The sequence below is a fragment of the Actinomycetospora endophytica genome (assembly GCF_021026375.1).
Taxonomy (GTDB): Bacteria; Actinomycetota; Actinomycetes; order Mycobacteriales; family Pseudonocardiaceae; genus Actinomycetospora; species Actinomycetospora endophytica.
The window spans coordinates 220,403-239,280 of record NZ_JAJNDB010000004.1 but is presented as its reverse complement, the minus strand read 5'-3'; the positions used below and the strand labels follow the sequence as shown (position 1 = coordinate 239,280).

Sequence of the window (18,878 nt, the reverse complement as noted above, 5' to 3'; positions counted from 1 at the left end):
ATGAGCACCACCGAGCCCGGGTCCGCCGGCGCGACCGCCGACGACGAGCCGCCGACCGGTCCCGTGGGCCCCTTCCCCGCCGCCGCCGTCGCCACTGGGCGCGCGGGGCTCCTGGTGCCGGTCGTGGCCGGCGTCGGGGTCGCCGTGGCGCTCGGCGTCTACGGCCGGCTCCACGAGCCGGGCGCGATCGCGGTCGACGTCGCCGGCTTCTCCGGCCCGGCGTACGTGAAGGCGTGGCTGACGACGGCGGCCGCGCTGCTCGCCGTCGTGCAGCTGCTGACGGCGCAGGCGATGTACGGACGGCTGGGGAACTGGTCGCCGGCGTGGGCCCCGTCCGTGCACCGCTGGGCCGGGCGGGCGGCGGTGCTGCTCACCGTGCCGGTCGTCGTCCACTGCCTCTACGCCCTCGGCTTCGAGTACGACCGCACCCGGGTCCTCCTGCACTCGGTGGCCGGGTGCCTGTTCTACGGCGCCTTCGTGACCAAGATGCTCTGTCTGCCCCGTCGCGGGCTGCCGGGGTGGACGCTGCCCGTCGTCGGCGGGCTCGTCTTCGGCGCGCTGATCGTGCTGTGGTTGACGGCTGCACTCTGGCTCTTCACCGACCAGGGCGTGCACCTGTGACGGCCGGGGAGGCGCCCTTCACGCCGGGCAGGCGCACCGTCCTCCTGACCGGCTGCGCGGGACTGGCGGCCCTCGGGCTCGCCGGGTGCGCGGAGTACGGCAACGGGGCGGCGGCGCCGGCACCGACCTTGCCGGTGAGCGTCGCGACATCGGATGTGCCCGTGGGTGGTGGCGTCGTCCTCGCCGGCCAGGGCGCGGTGGTCGCCCAGCCGGTCGCCGGCACGTTCACCGCGTTCGGCACCACCTGCCCGCACCAGGGCTGCGCGGTGAACGCCGTCGCGGACGGCACCATCAACTGCCCCTGCCACGGCAGCCGGTTCCACCTGGCCGACGGCAGCGTCGCGCAGGGGCCGGCGGAACGGGGACTGACACCCCGGGCGGTCCGGGTCGCCGACGGACGGGTGGACGTGACCTGAGCGCGCCCCGGGCCGTCACACCTCGGTCTTGAGGATGCAGATGGCCAGGTGCGCGGCCTCGACGGCCTCCCGCGCGGATGCGCCGAGCGACGCGTCGGCCGCGGCGGCCGCCTTCGCGCTGTCGCCGGCCTGTTCGAGCTCGATCACCGAGTCGCGCGCGGACACGGCGTCGTCGGCGTGACGCCCGGCCTTGGCCGCCTTGGTGTCGAACTCCCGGACCACGGCGACCGTCACGGGCGAGGCGCCCGGGTCGGCCTCGCTGGCACGCAGCGCCGCCTCGGTCGTGGCCTTCACCTCGCCGAGCCTGCTGTCGATGTCGGTGGTCGCGAGCATGGTGTCTCCCCTGTCGTGGTGGTCCGCGACCCGGACAACCCGGTCGCGTGCCCCCATTCGCACCCAGGGGCGAGGATCCCGACAGGGCCGGGAACTACGTACGCATCTCACGCGGCGACGGGATCACCCCGAGGCACTGCGCGCGCTGCACCGCTCCGAGGCGGTCCGCCACGCCGAGCTTCGCGTAGACGCGCTGGAGGTGCTTCTGCACCGTGCGCTCCCCGACGGCGAGGCGTCGGGCGATGACGCGGGCGGTGGCTCCCGAGGCGAGCAGGTCGAGCACGGCGCTCTCCCGCGGGGTCAGACCCACGTCCCCCGCCGTGGCGACCGCGAGCATCCCGCTGCGCCCGGACCATCGCGCGTGGGCCGCGATCTGCCGGTCCAGGCCGGCGAGCACGGCCCGCACCCGTCGTGCCAGCACCATCTCCTCCGCCGAGAAGGCCTCCGCGCGCCCGACGAGGAACGCCCGGTTCGTCCACGGCCCCAGGGGCAGCGAGATCTGGGACACGATCTCGGGGCCGAGCAGGTCCTCGCAGACTGCGTGCCACCGCTGGCGGACCCGCCGATCCGCGACCCGGTCCGGCACCTCGGCCACCTGCATGACGTCGGCCCGGCCGATGGCCAGGTAGTACCGCAGCAGCGGGTGCTCCTCCGGCGCCCGCTCGCGGCTCCAGCGCACGACCTCGGCGAGGTCCCGGCCGTGGAAGTCCGGCGGCCAGATCTCCTGCCTGGTCACCCGGCCCGGCCCGCGGTCGTCGAACGCACCGGCCGGGGCGTCGAAGGTCGTCGTGAGCTGCCGCATCACCGGCTCGGCGGGCCATCGGGACAGCGGGCGCCCCATCAGGTCCGCGACGAGGTCCAGCCACTCGCCGCCCCGCGCGACCACCGCTGATCCCATGCCCCGACCCCGCTCCCTGGCCGGCGATGGTCCACCGGACGCGGCGGAATCGGACGAAACGTCATCCTTCCGGCGCCCGAACGTCACCCGGACAGCACAGTGCGGCCCGTCGCCGGGCACTCAGCCGGAGACGCCCCGGGGCTTCTTCCGGTCGCCGCGGAGCCGGCGGATGACCGGCTCGAACACCGGGTCCGCGATGAGGACCAGGAACGCCCACGCCCCGAGGTCCGGGAAGATCAGGACGACGACGAGGGCGGCGACCATCGTCGACGTCGAGGCCAGCGAGCCGACGACGAAGCTCTCGGGCACGCCGTCCTCGTCACCGTCACGGGCGGCGGTGCGCTGCATGACGATCGTCATCGCCGACAACGTGGCACTGCAGACCAGCAGCACCGAGAGGTAGAAGGGCGGCGCGAAGTGGTCGCTCTCGAACGACGAGATCATCTCGGTCGGGAACGGCAGCACCGCGATGGTCAGCACCCACAGCAGGTTCAGCCGCACCAGGCCGGGCGTCAGCCGGACCGAGAAGCCGAAGAGCCGGTGGTGCACCGTCCAGAACCGCGCGATCACCACGAAGCTGAGCAGGAAGCTGCCGATCGCCACCAGGTTGTGAGTGACGACCGAGCTGGCCGGCTCGTTCGCGTGGACGGCCTCGGGCACCAGCTCGACCAGCGGCAGGACCAGCAGCGTCAGCGCGATCGCCACCGCGGCGTCGGTGAACGCGACCATGCGCTCGGCCCGCGGCAGGCGGTCCTCGGGCTTGGCGCCGCTCGGCCCGGCGCCGGTCACAGCACCTCCGTCACGTGGCCGGTCTCGTTGACCGAGCGCACCCGCACCCGCCCGCCCCGGGAGACGAGCACGCGGGAGAGCCCGGCGTGGTCGAGGGGGAAGTACAGCGGCTTGTCGAGCCCCAGCTGCAGCGCCAGGTAGGTGTTGATCACCCCGGCGTGGCAGACCACGAGCACCGACTCGCGTCCGGCGTCGCGGTGGCGCTCCACGATCCGCCCGAACGCGCCCCGGACCCGCGCGGTGAAGGCCTCGGCGTCGACGAACTCGGGGAGGTACCCCGCGGTGATCCGCTGCCAGTCGGGATCCTCGGAGCCGAGCCGCTCGTGGACCGGCCGGTAGGAGGGCCGCCCGACGTCGAACTCGGCCAGATCGGGGTCGACGACCGGCTCGAGGCCGAGCGCGGCGGCGGCGGGGGCCGCCGTCTCCTGCGCGCGGCGCATCCCGGAGACGACGACCTCGACGACCTTCTCGCCGGTCAGGCCCGCGGCCCAGGCGCCGAGCGCGGCGGCCTGGGTGTGGCCCTGTGGGGAGAGCTCCGGGTCGGCGCCGCCCGCCTGGTCGGTGACCGCCAGGGGCTCGCCGTGGCGGACGAGGAGGAGCTGCATCGAGGCGCGCTCAGCTCGCCGGGACCGACGCGCCGTGCCCGGCGGCCGTGAGGCCCTCCCGGATGCGGCGCGCGGCGTCGTCCATCTCGGCCGGGTCGGGGTCGGTCGCGGCCTGCGAGAAGTCGAACGCCTCCAGGCCCCAGGCCGGGTGCACGTGCACGTGCAGGTGCGGCACCTCGAAGCCGGCGATCATCAGCGCGACCCGCGGCGGCTGCCAGAGGTCACGGACCACGGAGCCGATCGCGCGGGCCGTCGTCATCGCGTGCTCGAAGAGGCCGGTTGGCGCGTCGAGCCACTGGTCAACCTCCTCGCGGGGCACCACGAGCGTGTGCCCCGGACCGAGCGGGTTGATCGAGAGGAACCCGACGACCTGGTCGTCCGACCAGACGAACCGTCCGGGGATCTCGCCGTTGATGATCTTGGTGAAGACCGTCGCCACGCGGTCACCCTAACGACCCGGCGCTGTCAGGGGCGGCCGGTAGCGTGTGATCCCGCCGGACCGCGGTCACGACAGGACGCGCAGCGAAGCGGAGCCGGACCATCGGAATAGGAGAATCGATGCAGCCCTGGCCGGGCACGTCCTACCCCCTCGGCGCGACGTACGACGGCGCCGGGACGAACTTCGCGCTGTTCAGCGAGGTGGCGTCCGCGGTCACGCTCTGCCTCTTCGACGCCGACGGCACCGAGCACGCCGTCGCCCTGCCGGAGCGCGACGGCTTCGTCTGGCACGGCTACCTGCCCGGCGTCGTGCCCGGTCAGCGCTACGGCTACCGCGTCGACGGGCCCCTCGAGCCCGAGCAGGGCCTGCGCTGCAACCCGCACAAGCTGCTCATCGACCCCTACGCCAAGGCGGTCGACGGGTCGCTCGGCATCACCTACGGGTGGGACGAGTCGCTGTTCGGCTACCACTTCGAGAACGCCGACGAGGTCAACCACGACGACTCGGCGCAGCACCTGCCCAAGGCCGTCGTCGTCAACCCGTTCTTCGACTGGCATGACGACCGGCCGCCCCGCACGCCGTACCACGAGACGGTGATCTACGAGGCCCACGTCAAGGGCCTGACGTACCTGCACCCGGACATCCCGGAGGAGATGCGCGGCACCTACTCGGCGGTCGCGCACCCGGCGACGGTCTCGCACCTGCAGCGGCTCGGGGTCACCGCGATCGAGCTCATGCCGGTGCACCAGTTCGTGCACGACGACGCGCTGATCGAGCGCGGGCTGCGCAACTACTGGGGCTACAACACGATCGCGTTCTTCGCGCCGCACTTCGGCTACGCGAGCCCGGGGCCGACGGGGGCACCCGCGCCCGGCGCCCAGGTGCAGGAGTTCAAGGCGATGGTGCGCGACCTGCACGCCGCGGGCATCGAGGTGATCCTCGACGTCGTCTACAACCACACCGCCGAGGGCAACCACCAGGGCCCGACGCTGTCCATGCGCGGCATCGACAACCAGGCGTACTACCGGCTGGTCGACGACGACCCGCAGTACTACATGGACTACACCGGCACCGGGAACTCGCTCAACGTCCGGCAGCCCCACACCCTGCAGCTGATCATGGACTCGCTGCGGTACTGGGTCACCGAGATGCACGTCGACGGCTTCCGGTTCGACCTCGCCTCGACGCTAGCCCGGGAGTTCTACGACGTCGACCGGCTGTCCACGTTCTTCGACCTCGTCCAGCAGGACCCGGTGATCTCGCAGGTCAAGCTCATCGCCGAGCCGTGGGACGTCGGGCCGGGCGGCTACCAGGTGGGCAACTTCCCGCCCGGGTGGACCGAGTGGAACGGCAAGTACCGCGACACCGTGCGCGACTTCTGGCGCGGCACCCCCGGCACGCTCGGCGAGTTCGGGTCGCGGCTGACGGGATCGAGCGACCTCTACCAGGACGACGGGCGCCGGCCGTACGCGTCGATCAACTTCGTCACCGCGCACGACGGGTTCACCCTGGCCGACCTCGTCTCCTACAACGAGAAGCACAACGAGGCCAACGGCGAGGGCGGCCACGACGGCGCCGACGACAACAACTCCTGGAACTGCGGCGTCGAGGGCCCCACCGACGACGAGGCCGTCCTGACGCTCCGGCAGCGGCAGCGGCGCAACTTCCTCGCCACGCTGTTCCTCTCGCAGGGCGTCCCGATGCTGCTGCACGGCGACGAGATGGGCCGTACCCAGGGCGGCAACAACAACGGCTACTGCCAGGACTCCGAGATCTCCTGGATGGAGTGGACGCCGGAGAAGGCCGACCAGGACCTGATGGCCTACACCGGGCTGGTGTCGGCGCTGCGCGCGGCGCATCCGGTCTTCCGACGACGCCGCTTCTTCAACGGCCGCACCATCCGGCCCGCGGCCCCCGGCCAGGCCGGGACCGACGACGACTACCAGCGCGACATCGCGTGGTTCACCTCCTCCGGCGAGGAGATGGGCGACGAGGACTGGGAGGGCGGCGCGGCCTCCGTCGTGACCGTGTTCCTCAACGGCGAGGGCATCGCGGAGTCCGACCAGCGGGGCCAGCGGGTCGTCGACGACTCGTTCCTGCTGGTCTTCAACGCCCACTACGAGGACGTGAAGGTCACGCTGCCCGGCTCGGGGGTGGCCGACCGGTGGGGCACGGTGCTCGACACCGTGACCGGCAGCGTCGTCGTCGGGACGGCCCGGACCTCGGCGGTGACCACGGTGGACGAGCTCCCCGAGAGTCTCGAGACCCTCGGCGGGGGCGAGACGCTCACCGTCACCGCCCGCTCGATGCTCCTCCTGCAGCGCACGGACGCCTGATCGTGAACTCACCTGTCGGGTCCGGCTCCGCTTCGCTGCGCGTTCCTGCCTCCACCTACCGACTGCAACTCTCTCCGGCCCAGGACCTCGCGGCGGCGACCGAGCTGGTGCCCTACCTGGCCGAGCTCGGGGTCGGCGCCCTGTACTGCTCGCCGCTGCTGCAGCCCGCGCCGGGGTCGACGCACGGGTACGACGTCGTCGACCCGACCCACGCGAACGACGAGATCGGCGGCGAGCCCGGGCGGGTCGCCCTGGTCGCCGCGCTGCGCGAGGCCGGGATGCGGGCGCTGCTCGACCTGGTGCCGAACCACATGGGCGTCGCGGTGCCCGCCGCCAACCCGTCGTGGTGGTCCCTGCTCCGCGACGGGAGCGGGTCGGCGTACGCGTCCTGGTACGACGTCGACCTCGGCGTCCCCCTCCTCGTCCCGGTGCTGGGCTCGCCCGAGGACGTGGCCCAGCTGTCGCTGTCCGAGGACCGCAGCGAGCTGCGCTACTACGAGCACCGCTTCCCGGTGGCGCCCGGCACGGGCGAGGGCACCGCGCAGGAGGTGCACGAGCGGCAGCACTACCGGCTCGTGCACTGGCGCCGCGGCAACGCCGAGCTGACCTACCGGCGGTTCTTCGACGTCTCCGACCTCGCGGCCGTCCGCGTCGACGACCCGGCGGTCTTCGACGCCACGCACGCCGAGGTGCTGCGCTGGGTCGCGGCCGACCCGGACGTGATCAGTGGGCTGCGCATCGACCATCCGGACGGGCTCACCGCGCCCGGGGCGTACCTGCGGCGGCTGCGCGCCCGGCTGGCGGAGACCGGTCTGGGCGAGGAGGCGTGGCTGCTCGTCGAGAAGATCACCTCGCAGCGCGCCGACGGGACCACCGAGGCACTCCCCGCGTCCTGGCCCACCGACGGCACCACCGGCTACGACGCGCTCCGCGAGCTGTGCGGGCTCTTCGTGGATCCGCGCGGGGAGTCGCTGGTCGAGCAGGTGGCGGCCGAGCACACCGGCACGCGGGAGCGGCTGTCGGTGGCCGAGCACGCGGCGAAGCGGCTGGTCACCGACGAGATCCTGGTCGCGGAGGTCCGGCGGATCGCGGCCCTCGTGCCCGCGGCGGGCGACGAGCCCGAGGTCGTCCGTGATGCCGTGGCCGAGCTGCTGGGTGCCTACCCGGTGTACCGCTCCTACCTGCCCGAGGGCCGGGCCGACCTCGAGCGGGCGGTGGACACGGCGTCGGCCGCCCGCCCCGAGCTCGCGGACGTGATCCGGCGGATCCGCACCGCGATGCTGGCCGACCCGGACCGCGAGTTGACCCGCCGCGTCGAGCAGACCAGCGGGATGGTCACCGCCAAGGGCGTCGAGGACACCACCTTCTACCGGTGGAACCGGTTCGTCGCGCTCAACGAGGTCGGCGGGGCACCCGACCGCTTCGGCGTGACGCCCGCGGAGTTCCACGCCGCGAACGCCCGCCGCGACGCGTCGTCGCCGGCCGCGATGACCACGCTCTCCACCCACGACACCAAGCGCTCCGAGGACGTGCGGGCCCGCCTCGCGGTGCTCTCGGAGCTCACCGCGGAGTGGGGCGCGTTCCTGCGCAAGCTCTCGGCCCGGCACCCGCTGCCGTCACCGTCGCTGGAGCTGCTGGCGTGGCAGTCCGTGGTGGGCGCGTGGCCGCTGACCGCGGAGCGGCTGGGCGGCTACCTGACGAAGGCGGCGAAGGAGGCCAAGCTCGTCACCTCGCACGTCGATCCGGTGCCGGAGGTCGACGAGGCGATCGCCGCGTGGCCCGCGGCGGTGCTCGGATCCCGGGAGACCGTCGCCGACATCGAGGCGTTCGTGCGGCTGATCGACCGCTTCGGCCGGTCCAACGCCCTCGGTCAGAAGCTGCTGCAGCTCGCCGGGCCCGGGGTGCCGGACGTCTACCAGGGCACCGAGCTGTTCGAGTACTCGCTCGTCGACCCGGACAACCGCCGCCCGGTCGACTTCACCCGCCGTCGGGAACTGCTGGCGCGGCTCGACGGGGGCTGGCTGCCCGGCGAGAGCGACGACCCGGAATCCGACGACGTCCGCGGCACCAAGCTGCTCGTCACGGCGGCGGGCCTGCGGCTGCGGCGGTTCCGGCCCGAGCTGTTCTGGGGGTACGCCCCGGTGCCCGTCTCCGGCCCGGCCGCCGAGCACGCGGTGGCGTTCGCGCGCGGCGGGCCCGCGGGGCGCGAGCACATGGTGGCCGTGGCGACCCGGCTGCCGGCGGGGCTCGAGGCGGACGGGGGCTGGCGGGACACCGTGCTCCCGCTGCCCGGCGGCGCCGCCGACTGGACCGACATGGTCACCGGTACCCCGGTCGAGGGGTCGGCGCCGCGGTTGTCCGACCTGCTCGCCCGCTACCCCGTGGCGCTGCTCGTCCGGCCGGCCTGACCCGGCGCTGCCCCGCCCTGTCCCGTACTGAGCGAAGGTGCCCTTCGCTCAGAACGGGGCAGCCGGCCGCTCAGCGGCGAGTCGACCGTGGCTCGAGCGGCACGACCCCCGGGGAGGGACGGCGCTCGACGGCGCGGATCGTCTCGGTCTCCGCGTCGAGGGCGTCGTCCGCCGGCCGATGCCGACCACCGTGGCTCGCGTCAGCACCGGCCGGCAGCGCACCGGGACCCGGGCCTGCCTGGTGCCGGCCCGGGGCAGGCACCGGATGGGCAGATACCGGCGACGCGGGGGCCATGACCTCCGTCGCCGCCTCGAGGTCCTCGGCGCGGGGGGCGGGCCGGGCGATCGGGAGCTCGCCCGTCACCTGCTTGATGGCCACGTCGGTGACCTTCCCGCGCTCGGCGACCGGCACCCCCACCCGACGGCGGTCCCGGCGCCGGTAGACCAGGGCGACGATGATCGCGACCATCGAGATCAGCGGGACCGCGAGCGTCCACCAGGTCGTCCCGCGGAAGGACGCGTTGAGCACCGCGTGCACCACCGTGATCGGCCAGCACAGGTACGACGTCCAGTGCACCCAGAACCACACCCGCCGCGACAACCGCGAGCGCAGCATCGACGTGAGCACGATCGCGAGGGTCAGGTCGGTCGCGACGGTGCCGAACGCGGCGGCGACCGGGTTGAATGCCGCGATGCCGGGGACGAACACGTCGACCACGCGCAGGTGCACGTAGTCGGTGACGATCACCGTGATCACGTGCAGCGCGATGAAGACGACGCTGATCAGCGACAGGTTGCGGTGCAGCGCCACCAGCACGAACCGGGGCAGCCCGAGCTCGGCGTTCTTGACGACCGAGGTGTTGTGCAGGATGCCCAGCACGATGACGAGGCTGAGCAGCAGCAGCGCCATCGCGCCGAGGGCACGGGAGACGAACCAGAGCTGGAGCACGGTGTCAGCGGGAGTACTGGTACTCGACGGGTGTGACGCGGGGGACGTCCGGTGCGGTGGCGGTCGCCGAGATCCCGGCCATGAGACCGACGGTCAACGCGGCGGCGATCGCCGTGATCCACGCCGTCGTCTCGACGATGAGCCGCTTGTTCGTCTCGTGCTGCGCCCGCTTCTGCGTCGCACGCGCCGACGGGGCGCGTGTCCCGGGCCCGGCTGCCACCACGTCACCTCCACCGACGTCGCCGTCCCCAGGATGACGGATGAGAACGGTGTGACGTCGCAGGGGTCGGACGCTCCGCGCCCGTGAGCACTCACTGACGCCATGGCGTCAATGAGTGCTCATGAGCCGTCAGCCACCCAGGAGCGTCCGATCGGCCGGCGAGAGGCGGTCGGCCGCCGTCTTGCGCTGGTGCCAGTAGGGGTAGAGCAGCGGCGGCGCGGACACCTCGTCGAGCCGGGCCACCTCGTCGTCGGACAGCGAGAGCTCCGCCGCGGCCAGGTTGTCGGCCAGCTGGTCCTCGTTGCGGGCGCCGACCACCAGCGACGTCACCCCCGGCTTCGCCAGCAGCCACGCGAGCGAGACCTGGGCCGCGGACACGCCGTGCGCCTCGCCGATCTGCACCGCGGTCTCGACGATGTCGTAGAGCTTCTCCTGGTCGCGCACCGGCGGCTCGTCCCACTGCGTGAGGTGGCGGGAGGTCTCCGGGGCGTCCTTGCCGCGGCGGAACTTGCCGGAGAGCAGCCCACCGGCCAGCGGCGACCAGACGAGCACGCCGAGGCCCTGGTCGATCGTCGCCGGGATCAGCTCGTACTCGGCCTCGCGGGCCTGCAGCGTGTAGTGGATCTGCTGGGAGACGAACCGCTGGGTCTCGGTCAGCGCCGACACGCCGAGCGCCTTCATCAGGTGCCAGGCCGAGTAGTTCGAGCAGCCGATGTAGCGGACCTTGCCCTTGCGGACCAGTGTGTCCAGCGCCTCGAGGGTCTCCTCGAGCGGGGTCACGCCGTCCCAGGCGTGCACCTGGTACAGGTCGATGTGGTCGACGCCGAGGCGGCGCAACGAGTCCTCGCACCCGCGCACGATGTGCTCGCGGGAGAGCCCGGCGTCGTTCGGCCCGTCGCCCATCGGCATCCGGACCTTGGTGGCGATCAGGGTGTCGTCGCGGCGGCCCTTCACGGCCTCGCCGACGATCCGCTCCGAGGTGCCCTGCGAGTAGATGTCGGCGGTGTCGATCAGGTTGACCCCGCGCTCCAGGCAGACGTCGATGAGCCGGCGTGCCTCGTCGATGTCGGTGTTCCCGACGTTGGCGAAGCCTCCCTCGCCGCCGAAGGTCATCGTCCCCATGGTCATCGTCGAGACCTTCAGTCCCGACCGGCCGAGCTGGCGGTACTCCATGGGTGCCGGGTGCCCACTGCACGACCGTCCGGAACAGGACCGTCAGGCCTGCCCGGTCACGCGGGGCGCCGCCGCCAGTCCGCTGAGCGCCAGCACCCGGGCCGCGGGCCCGCTCTCGGGCAGGACCAGCTCGGCGCCGCGCTCGGCCGCCTCGAGCAGCAGGCCGACCCCGGCGCTCGCGAGGTACCCGACCCCGGTGACGTCGAGGGTCCACGGCCCGTCCGGCGGGCGCTGCTCGACCAGGCGCCGGGCCTCGTCGGCGCCGGCGAGGTCGAGGTCGCCCGTCAGCCGCACGACGAGTCCGTCCGGGTCGGCGACCGTCTCCATCCGCACCGTGCGCTCGACCGGGGCCTCCTGCCCCACCGGCTCGCCGTCGGCGCGACCGTTGCGCGCCGCCGGGACCGTGAACATGACCACGGTGCCGTCGGACCCGCCCTGCACGACGACGTCGGTGGCGAGCGCCCGGATGAGCATCAGGCCCCGGCCCCGGTGGCCCGGGTCGGGGGCGGCCCGCCGCCACGAGCCGCGGTCGCGGACGCGGACGGCGACACCGCCGTCGGCCCGGGTCGCGATCCGCACGACCACCTCGGATCCCCGGGGCGGGACCGGCCCGTAGGCGTGCTCGACGGCGTTGGTGGCCGCCTCCCCGAGCGCCAGCTGCAGGTCCTCGAGGACGTCCTCGCCGACCCCGGCCTCCCGCGCCCACGACCGCACGGTCCGGCGCAGCGGCCCGAGCCGGGCGGGGTCGGCGGCCAACCGGATCTCCAGCGGCGCCGGGGCCAGCCGGACGACGACGACCGCCACGTCGTCGATGGCCTCGGCGGGGGCGAGCCCGGCGAGCAGCGCGGAGGCCATGCCCTCGGGCGTCCGGTCCTCGCACGCCGCGGTCACCGCGACCAGCCGGTCCAGTCCCTCGTCGAGCGACTCGCGCCGGCGCTCCACGAGGCCGTCGGTGTAGAGCACCAGCGAGGCCCCGGGGGTGATCGTCGTCGTGCCCTCGGTGCGGGGGTCGGAGCGGGTGTGGGCGAGTCCGAGCAGCGGGCCGTGCCCGGCGGGGTCGGTCAGCAGTCGCGGCTCGCCGTCCGTGGGCACGAGCAGCGCCGGGAGGTGGCCCGCCCGCGACCAGCGCACGTCCCCGGTCACGGTGTCCACGACGAGGCACACCGCGGTGGACGCCCGGGCCCCGGGGACGCGGGCGACGAGCCCGTCGAGCAGGTCGAGGGCGGGCCCCGGCCCGTGCCCGGCGAGCAGGTAGCCCGACAGCGCGGTCCGCAGCTGCCCCATGACGGCCGCCGCGGCAGTGCCCTGGCCCACGACGTCGCCGACGACGACGGCCACGTGGGTGTCGTCGACCTCGACGACGTCGTACCAGTCGCCGCCCGCCGAGGTGCCGACCGCGCCGGGCACGTAGCGCACCGCGATCGGCAGCCGCGCGACCTCGGGGAGCGCCTGGGGCAGCAGCGATCGCTGCAGCGTCTGGGCGATCTCGTGCTCGGCGCGGTAGAGCCGGGCCCGGTCGAGCGCCACCCCGCAGGGCTCGGCCAGCGCCTGCAGCGTCGTCCGCTCGCCGTCGTCGAGGCGGCCGCGGCCGGTGAACCCGACGCCCAGCGCCCCGATGACCCGACCCGCCGCGATCAGCGGCAGCGACACGGCCTTCGTCATCCCCCGCGCACGCAGCAGGGCCACCAGCGAGGCGTCCTGCTCGTCGGGCGACTCCCCGGGCACGGGCTCGTGGACCCAGACGGCGTGCGCGTCGCGGACCGCCCGGGTCAGGATCGAGTCGACGTCGACCGACTGCACGTCCCCGCTCGAGCGCGGATCGCGCTCGGGGGGCCGGCGGGTGAGCACCGAGAGCTGCCGGGTGGCCTCGTCGTACTCGAAGACACCGCACTCCAGCGCGGGTCCCAGCAGCTGCTCCACGTGGGTCGCGGCCACCTCGGCCACCTCCGACGGGGTGGCCGCCGCGGAGAACGCCGCCGTCGCGTGGTGCACGAGGGCCAGGCGCTGGCCGGCGACGCGCTCCTCGGTCCGCAGCAGAGCGTTCTCGAGCGCGGGCATCGTCCGCACGACGACCTCGTCGGCCAGGGTGCGGTCGTCCGACGACCACGGCTCTGACGACGGGTCCCGCTCGATCTCGAGGACCGCCACCGTCCGGCCCCGGACCACCAGCGGCCGCCGGATCCGGTGGGTGCCGTCCTCCCGGCGGACGCCGGGTCCGGGATCGGCGACGCTCACGTGGTCGCCCAGCCGGGCGTCGCGCAGCACCCGCACCAGCTCGGCCAGCCGCTCCGGGACGGTCTCCGAGCCCTCCATCGCCTCGCCGACCGCGGCGAGCAGTTTCGCGCGGTCGGCGTCGCGCAGCCGGGCGTGCACGTCCACGCAGCTGCCGACCCAGCCGGAGGCCACGCCCCCGCCGTCGTCGCCGCCGGGCCCGGGAACCGGGACGGCCTGCTCGACGACCCGATGGTACGTGCCGTCGGCGTGCCGGAGCCGGTAGTCGACCTCCCAGCCCTCGCGCCGGCCGCGGCCGCGCTCGGCGGTCGTGCGGTAGGTCGCGCGGTCGTCGGGGTGGACGCCGTCGAACCAGCCGTGGCCCAGCTCGTCGGCGGGGTCGAGACCGGTGAACCGGGACCACCCGGCGTTGAGGAACAGCCGCGACCCGTCCGGGCCGGCCACCCAGATCATCACCGGCGCCAGGTCGGCCACCGCGCTGAAGCGGGCCTCCGCCTCGCGCCGGGCGCGCCCGAGCTGGAGATGGGCCGCGACCCGCGCCTGCAGCTCGGCGGCGGAGAACGGCTTCACGAGGTAGTCGTCGGCCTGCGCGGCGAGCCCCTCGACGGCGTCCTCCTCCCCGGCGCGCGCGGAGAGCAGCAGCACCGGGATCCGCGCGGTGCGGGGGTCGGCCCGCAGGGCGGCGAGCAGCTCGAGGCCGCTGCGCCCCGGCATGACGACGTCGGTGACGACCATGTCCGGCGGGTCGGCCAGGGCTCTCGCCAGCGCCGCCCCGCCGTCGGCGACCGTGATCACGGTGCACCGCGGCTCGAGCAGCCGGGCGACGTAGGCGCGCATGTCGGCGTTGTCGTCGGCGACGAGCACCCGGCCGGCCACCTCGCCGTCGTGGGGCACCTCGGGGCGCGACGGGGCCTCCGCCGCCGCCGAGGCCTCCTCGGGGACCCAGCGCGACGCCTCGTCCATGAGCGCCCGGGTCCGGCCCCCGGGCTCCGCGGGCCCGGCGGCCTGCTCCGGGGCCTGGGCCGCCACGGGCAGCTCGACGGTGAACGTGGTGCCGACGCCGGGCTCGCTGGTCACCGCGGCCTCGCCGCCGTGGTGGGTCGTGATCTCGTGGACCAGGGCGAGCCCGATGCCGCTGCCCTCCGCCGACCGGGCCCACCCGCCGTCGACCCGGTGGAACCGGTCGAACAGCTTGGGCAGCTCCTGCGCGGCGATCCCGATCCCGGTGTCGGACACGGTGAGCACCGCCCGGTCCCCGTCGCGGTGCAGCAGCACCTCGACCCGGCCCTCGCGGGTGTACTTCAGGGCGTTGACGACGAGGTTGAGGACGATGCGCTCCCAGCCGTCCCGGCCGATGGCCACCGGGAGGGGCTCGGACGGCGCCCGGACGACGTACTCCAGCCCGGCCCGTTCGATCGCCGAGGCCACCATCCCCGCGACCTCGCTGGTCAGCCGCGCGAGATCGACCACCTCGCCGTGCTGTTCGACCCCGCCCGCCTGCAGTCGGGAGACCTCCAGCAGGTCGTTGACGACGCGGGCGAGCCGCCGGGTGTTGCGGGCGACGACCTCGAGCTCGGCCCGCCAGCGCACCGGGTCGACCTCGCCGTCGGCGAGCAGGTCGTCGACCGGGCCCGCGACGAGTGTCAACGGGGTGCGCAGCTCATGGCTGGCGTCGGCGAAGAACCGCCGGCGGGCCCGGTCGACCTCGGCGAGCCCCTCCGCCCGCCGACGGTCGGCCTCGGCGGCACGCGCGTCGATCACCCCGGCGGTGACCTGGCCGGCCACGAGGTCGACGAAGTCGCGGTAGCGCTCGTCGAAGGCCAGGTAGCGCGAGAGCCCGACCACCAGCAGCCCGATCTCCTCCCCGGAGGTCGTGGCCGGGGAGAGCGGGACGACGGCGACCCGGTCGCAGTCCTCGAGCGCGGCGGAGTCGTCGAGCGGCAGCACCGTCGTCGTCGGGAGGACCCCCGTCGCGGGCCACGCGTCGGCGGCGAGGCCGAGCTCGAGGGTCGTCGGCGCGGCGGGCCCGTCGGGGTCGACCCCGACCGCCGCGGTGAGCCGCGCGGTCCGGCCCGCTCCCCCGTCGAGCAGGTACACCAGGCCGAACGGCAGGTCCCGGATGCCGCCGCCGAGCACCTCGCGGGCCGCACCGGCGACGTCCTCGATCGAGCGGGCGGAGGTCATCGCCGTCGCCAGGTCGCGCAGGAAGGCCATCCGGCGCTCGGCGAGCACCCGCTCGGTGGTCTCGGCGACCACGCAGAGCAGGCCCTTCACCCGGCCGTCCTCGTCGTGGAGGGGGCTGTAGGAGAAGGTGTGGTAGCTCTCCTCGGGCCAGCCGTCGCGCTCCAGGAAGAGGAGCAGGTCCTCGTTCCACGTGGCCTCGCCGTCCTCGAGCACCGAGCGGACCTGCGGGCCGACCTCGTCCCGGACCTCGGCCCAGACCTCGTCGAACGGCCGCCCCAGGGCCCAGGGATGCTTCCGCCGGAGCGTGGCGTGCCGGTAGGCGTCGTTGTAGAACATCGTCAGCTCGGGGCCCCACGCCATCCACATGGCGAAGCGCGAGGTCAGCAGCACGCGCACCACGTCGCGCAGCGGCTGGGGCCACTGCGACGGCGGGCCGATCGGGGTCGCGGCCCAGTCGACGGCCGCCATGTCGCGGGCGACCCCGCCCCGGCCCGCGAAGATCGGGTCCACGCCGTCCGGGATCGGCGCATCTCCCGTCTGCGACATCGGGACTTCCGTTCGGCCGGCTGCTGTCGAGCTCCCTGAGCGTGGAGGAGACGCTACCCGGCGGCGCGCCGGTGCAGCGCGTTCGCGGTGTCGGGCCCACGACGGGATGATCCGGAGCATGACGACGGCGGGCTCCGGCGGGCTGGGCACGGACGGGACGTTCGCGGTGTGGGCACCCGCGGCGGGCTCGGTGGCGGTCGTCGTCGACGGGACGGCGCACCCGATGACCAGGGAGGACACCGGCTGGTGGCGTGCCCACGTCGACGGCGCCGGCCACGGCAGCGACTACGCCTACGCCCTCGACGGCGCCGACCCGCTGCCCGACCCGCGCTCGCGGTGGCAGCCCGCCGGGGTCCACGCGGCGTCGCGGGTGTGGGACCCGGCGACCGCGCCGGCCCACCACGACTCCGCCTGGACCGGCCGGGGCCTGCCGGGCGCGGTGATCTACGAGCTGCACGTCGGGACGTTCACCCCCGGCGGCACCTTCGACGCCGCCGCCGAGCGCCTGGACCACCTCGCCGAGCTGGGGATCACCCACGTCGAGGTGCTGCCGGTCAACGCGTTCGACGGCACCCGCGGCTGGGGCTACGACGGCGTGCTGTGGTTCGCGGTCACCGAGAACTACGGCGGCCCGGACGGGTTCCGGCGCTTCGTCGCGGCCTGCCACGAGCGGGGGCTGGCCGTCGTCCTCGACGTCGTCTACAACCACCTCGGCCCGTCCGGGGCCTACCTCGACCGGTTCGGGCCGTACTTCCTCGGGACGAACGTCTGGGGCCCGTCGCTCAACCTCGACGGCGCCGGATCCGACACCGTGCGCGCCTACATCCTCGAGAACCTCGCGATGTGGTTCACCGACTTCGGCGTGGACGCGCTGCGCCTCGACGCCGTCCACGCGCTGCGCGACTCCCGCGCGACGCACCTGCTCGAGGAGATGGCGGTGACCGCCGACGGGCTGGCGGTCGGCCTGGGGCGGCCGTGCACGCTCATCGCGGAGTCCGACCTCAACGACCCGCGGCTGGTCACCCCCCGCGCGGCGGGCGGCTACGGGCTCGACGCGCAGTGGTGCGACGACGTCCACCACTCGCTGCACTCGACGCTCACCGGCGAGACCCAGGGCTACTACGTCGACTTCGGCGGGCTCGACACCCTCGCGGCGGTGCTGCGGGAGGCGTTCGTGCACGCCGGGACCTGGTCGAGCTTCCGCGGCCGCACGCACGGACGGCCGGTCGACCTCGCGCGGACGCCCGGGTACCGGTTCCTCGCCTACCTGCAGGACCACGACCAGGTCGGCAACCGTGCCGCCGGCGACCGGCTCTCCGCGACCTGCTCCCCCGAGCTGCTGGCCTGCGGCGCGGCGCTGGTGCTCTGCTCCCCGTTCACGCCGATGCTGTTCATGGGCGAGGAGTGGGGCGCGTCGACGCCGTGGGCGTTCTTCGTCGGGTTCGACGACCCGGTGCTCGCGGAGGCGGTGCGGACCGGGCGGGCCGAGGAGTTCGCCGAGCACGGCTGGGGCGCGGCCGAGGTGCCCGACCCGACCGATCCGCGGACCTTCGAACGGTCCCGCCTCGACTGGTCCGAGCCCGACGAGGGCCAGCACGCCTGGCTGCTCGAGGTGTACCGCTCGCTCATCGCGCTGCGCCGCGCCGAGCCGGAGCTCGCCGACCCCCGGCTCGACCGGGTGCACTGCGACGCCGATCCCGGTTCACGGACGCTGGTCCTGCACCGGGGTAACGTCCGCCTGGTGGTCAACCTCGCCGCCGCGGAGCGCACGGTCGCCGTCGACGGCGCCCACGAATGCCTCGCCGCACCGCTCGGGGCGGGCGTCTCGGAAGCTGCCGTGACCCTGGCCCCGGAGTCGTTCGCCGTCGTCCGCGTCGGGTGAGGCGCGCCGTGGTCGACACCCTCCGGCGGCTGCAGGGCCGCCGGGTGCTCATCGCCCTGACGGTCGGGCTCGCGACCGCCGTCGTCGTCGGGCTGCTGGTGGTCGGGACCACCACCGCGGCACCGGTGCCCGCTCCCCCGGCGATCGCCCCGGCCGTCGGCCCCGGGCCCGCCGACAACCCGATCGTCGTGCTCGGGGCCTCCATCTCGGCCGGCACCGGCAGCAGCCCGGAGCAGGCCTGGCCGGAACTGGTCGGACGCTGCCTGGGACGCCGGGTCGTCGTCGGGGCCGTACCCGGCAGCGGCTACGTCACGCCCGGGCGCGGCCAGCGCGGCCCGGTCGCGCGGCTGCTCCGCGAGGCCGATCTCGCCCGGCTCCACCCGTCGCTGGTCGTCCTGCAGGCGGGTCACAACGACATCGGCGCGCCGGAGCCGAAGCTCCGCGCGGCCGTCACGACCGCGGTCCAGGACGTCGGCCACCAGGTGCCGGGCACGCCGCTCGCGCTGATCACGGTGTTCGCCCACGTCGGCGTCCCGACCGCCGAGGCGCGCTCCACCGACGCCACCATCGTCGACGCGGCGCGGCGGGCGGACCCCCAGGTCATCGTGCTCGACCCGCTGGTCCAGGGCTGGTCGTTCCCCCGGGTCGGGGACGGCCTGCACCCCACCGCGGTGGGCCAGCGACTCCTCGCCGGCCACGTGCTCGACGGGCTCACGCAGGCGGGCGTCGCCGGCCCCGGGACGTGCTCCGGGACGCCGCCCGCCCCACCGGCCCCCCACCCGTCCGGGCACCTGACGCCGTCCTGACCCCCCGCACAGTCGACTCCCAGGAACGGGGAGGAACCTGG

At 74.5% G+C, this 18,878-nt stretch carries 15 protein-coding genes; 6 read left to right on the top strand and 9 right to left on the bottom strand.

Annotated features, from left to right (window positions below):
* Positions 1-621, top strand: coding sequence for a DUF6529 family protein (locus LQ327_RS19320; RefSeq protein ID WP_230736698.1), 621 nt, complete (start codon positions 1-3; stop codon positions 619-621).
* The gene (locus tag LQ327_RS19315) at positions 618-1,037 is read left to right on the top strand and encodes a Rieske (2Fe-2S) protein (protein WP_230736696.1); all 420 of its coding nucleotides are present in this window, start codon (positions 618-620) and stop codon (positions 1,035-1,037) included. Before LQ327_RS19320 ends, LQ327_RS19315 begins: the two co-directional genes overlap by 4 nt.
* A gap of 15 nt (positions 1,038-1,052) precedes the next feature.
* On the opposite strand, the gene LQ327_RS19310 is transcribed toward LQ327_RS19315, so the two are convergent.
* The 5 genes from LQ327_RS19310 to LQ327_RS19290 all read right to left on the bottom strand — a co-directional run bounded on the left by LQ327_RS19310 (position 1,053) and on the right by LQ327_RS19290 (position 4,101).
* On the bottom strand, positions 1,053-1,370 hold the full coding sequence (locus tag LQ327_RS19310) for a hypothetical protein (protein ID WP_230736693.1): 318 nt from the start codon (positions 1,368-1,370) through the stop codon (positions 1,053-1,055).
* A 94-nt stretch (positions 1,371-1,464) separates the two neighbouring features.
* Positions 1,465-2,268, bottom strand: a complete 804-nt coding sequence (locus LQ327_RS19305) for a response regulator transcription factor (RefSeq protein ID WP_230736691.1) — start codon at positions 2,266-2,268, stop codon at positions 1,465-1,467.
* A gap of 120 nt (positions 2,269-2,388) precedes the next feature.
* On the bottom strand, positions 2,389-3,057 hold the full coding sequence (locus tag LQ327_RS19300; protein ID WP_230736689.1) for a TMEM175 family protein: 669 nt from the start codon (positions 3,055-3,057) through the stop codon (positions 2,389-2,391).
* Positions 3,054-3,662, bottom strand: a complete 609-nt coding sequence (locus tag LQ327_RS19295) for a histidine phosphatase family protein (protein WP_230736687.1) — start codon at positions 3,660-3,662, stop codon at positions 3,054-3,056. The genes LQ327_RS19300 and LQ327_RS19295 overlap by 4 nt, the downstream gene beginning before the upstream one ends.
* A 10-nt stretch (positions 3,663-3,672) precedes the next feature.
* Positions 3,673-4,101 (bottom strand): HIT family protein, encoded by a 429-nt coding sequence (locus tag LQ327_RS19290; protein ID WP_230736685.1) that lies wholly within the window; start codon positions 4,099-4,101, stop codon positions 3,673-3,675.
* A 119-nt stretch (positions 4,102-4,220) separates the two neighbouring features.
* On the opposite strand from LQ327_RS19290, the gene glgX reads away from it, so the two are divergent.
* Both glgX and treY read left to right on the top strand, forming a co-directional pair.
* On the top strand, positions 4,221-6,437 hold the full coding sequence (gene glgX / locus LQ327_RS19285) for a glycogen debranching protein GlgX (RefSeq protein WP_230736684.1): 2,217 nt from the start codon (positions 4,221-4,223) through the stop codon (positions 6,435-6,437).
* A 2-nt stretch (positions 6,438-6,439) separates the two neighbouring features.
* On the top strand, positions 6,440-8,845 hold the full coding sequence (treY, locus tag LQ327_RS19280; protein ID WP_230736682.1) for a malto-oligosyltrehalose synthase: 2,406 nt from the start codon (positions 6,440-6,442) through the stop codon (positions 8,843-8,845).
* 70 nt (positions 8,846-8,915) lie between these two features.
* On the opposite strand, the gene LQ327_RS19275 is transcribed toward treY, so the two are convergent.
* The 4 genes from LQ327_RS19275 to LQ327_RS19260 form a co-directional block, all read right to left on the bottom strand.
* The gene (locus LQ327_RS19275; RefSeq protein WP_230736680.1) at positions 8,916-9,794 is read right to left on the bottom strand and encodes a ferric reductase-like transmembrane domain-containing protein; all 879 of its coding nucleotides are present in this window, start codon (positions 9,792-9,794) and stop codon (positions 8,916-8,918) included.
* A 4-nt stretch (positions 9,795-9,798) separates the two neighbouring features.
* Positions 9,799-10,017 (bottom strand): hypothetical protein, encoded by a 219-nt coding sequence (locus LQ327_RS19270; RefSeq protein ID WP_230736678.1) that lies wholly within the window; start codon positions 10,015-10,017, stop codon positions 9,799-9,801.
* A gap of 126 nt (positions 10,018-10,143) precedes the next feature.
* Entirely contained in the window at positions 10,144-11,187 is a 1,044-nt protein-coding gene (locus LQ327_RS19265; RefSeq protein ID WP_230736676.1) for an aldo/keto reductase, read from the bottom strand.
* A 42-nt stretch (positions 11,188-11,229) separates the two neighbouring features.
* Entirely contained in the window at positions 11,230-16,149 is a 4,920-nt protein-coding gene (locus tag LQ327_RS19260; RefSeq protein WP_230736674.1) for a SpoIIE family protein phosphatase, read from the bottom strand.
* Positions 16,150-16,267: 118 nt separating this feature from the next.
* Between LQ327_RS19260 and treZ the strand changes: the two genes are divergently transcribed.
* A complete protein-coding gene (treZ, locus tag LQ327_RS19255) occupies positions 16,268-18,031 on the top strand; it encodes a malto-oligosyltrehalose trehalohydrolase (protein ID WP_230736672.1) in 1,764 nt (587 codons plus the stop codon).
* 8 nt (positions 18,032-18,039) lie between these two features.
* On the top strand, positions 18,040-18,837 hold the full coding sequence (locus LQ327_RS19250) for an SGNH/GDSL hydrolase family protein (protein ID WP_230736670.1): 798 nt from the start codon (positions 18,040-18,042) through the stop codon (positions 18,835-18,837).
* Positions 18,838-18,878 lie beyond the last annotated feature (41 nt).

Excerpts from the sequence above, each read along its gene's own strand:
- LQ327_RS19320 (WP_230736698.1), top strand. The coding sequence starts at position 1 with ATGAGCACCACCGAGCCCGGGTCCGCCGGCGCGACCGCCGACGACGAG.
- LQ327_RS19310 (WP_230736693.1), bottom strand. The coding sequence starts at position 1,370 with ATGCTCGCGACCACCGACATCGACAGCAGGCTCGGCGAGGTGAAGGCC.
- LQ327_RS19305 (WP_230736691.1), bottom strand. The coding sequence starts at position 2,268 with ATGGGATCAGCGGTGGTCGCGCGGGGCGGCGAGTGGCTGGACCTCGTC.
- LQ327_RS19295 (WP_230736687.1), bottom strand. The coding sequence starts at position 3,662 with ATGCAGCTCCTCCTCGTCCGCCACGGCGAGCCCCTGGCGGTCACCGAC.
- glgX (WP_230736684.1), top strand. The coding sequence starts at position 4,221 with ATGCAGCCCTGGCCGGGCACGTCCTACCCCCTCGGCGCGACGTACGAC.
- LQ327_RS19265 (WP_230736676.1), bottom strand. The coding sequence starts at position 11,187 with ATGGAGTACCGCCAGCTCGGCCGGTCGGGACTGAAGGTCTCGACGATG.
- LQ327_RS19260 (WP_230736674.1), bottom strand. The coding sequence starts at position 16,149 with ATGTCGCAGACGGGAGATGCGCCGATCCCGGACGGCGTGGACCCGATC.
- treZ (WP_230736672.1), top strand. The coding sequence starts at position 16,268 with ATGACGACGGCGGGCTCCGGCGGGCTGGGCACGGACGGGACGTTCGCG.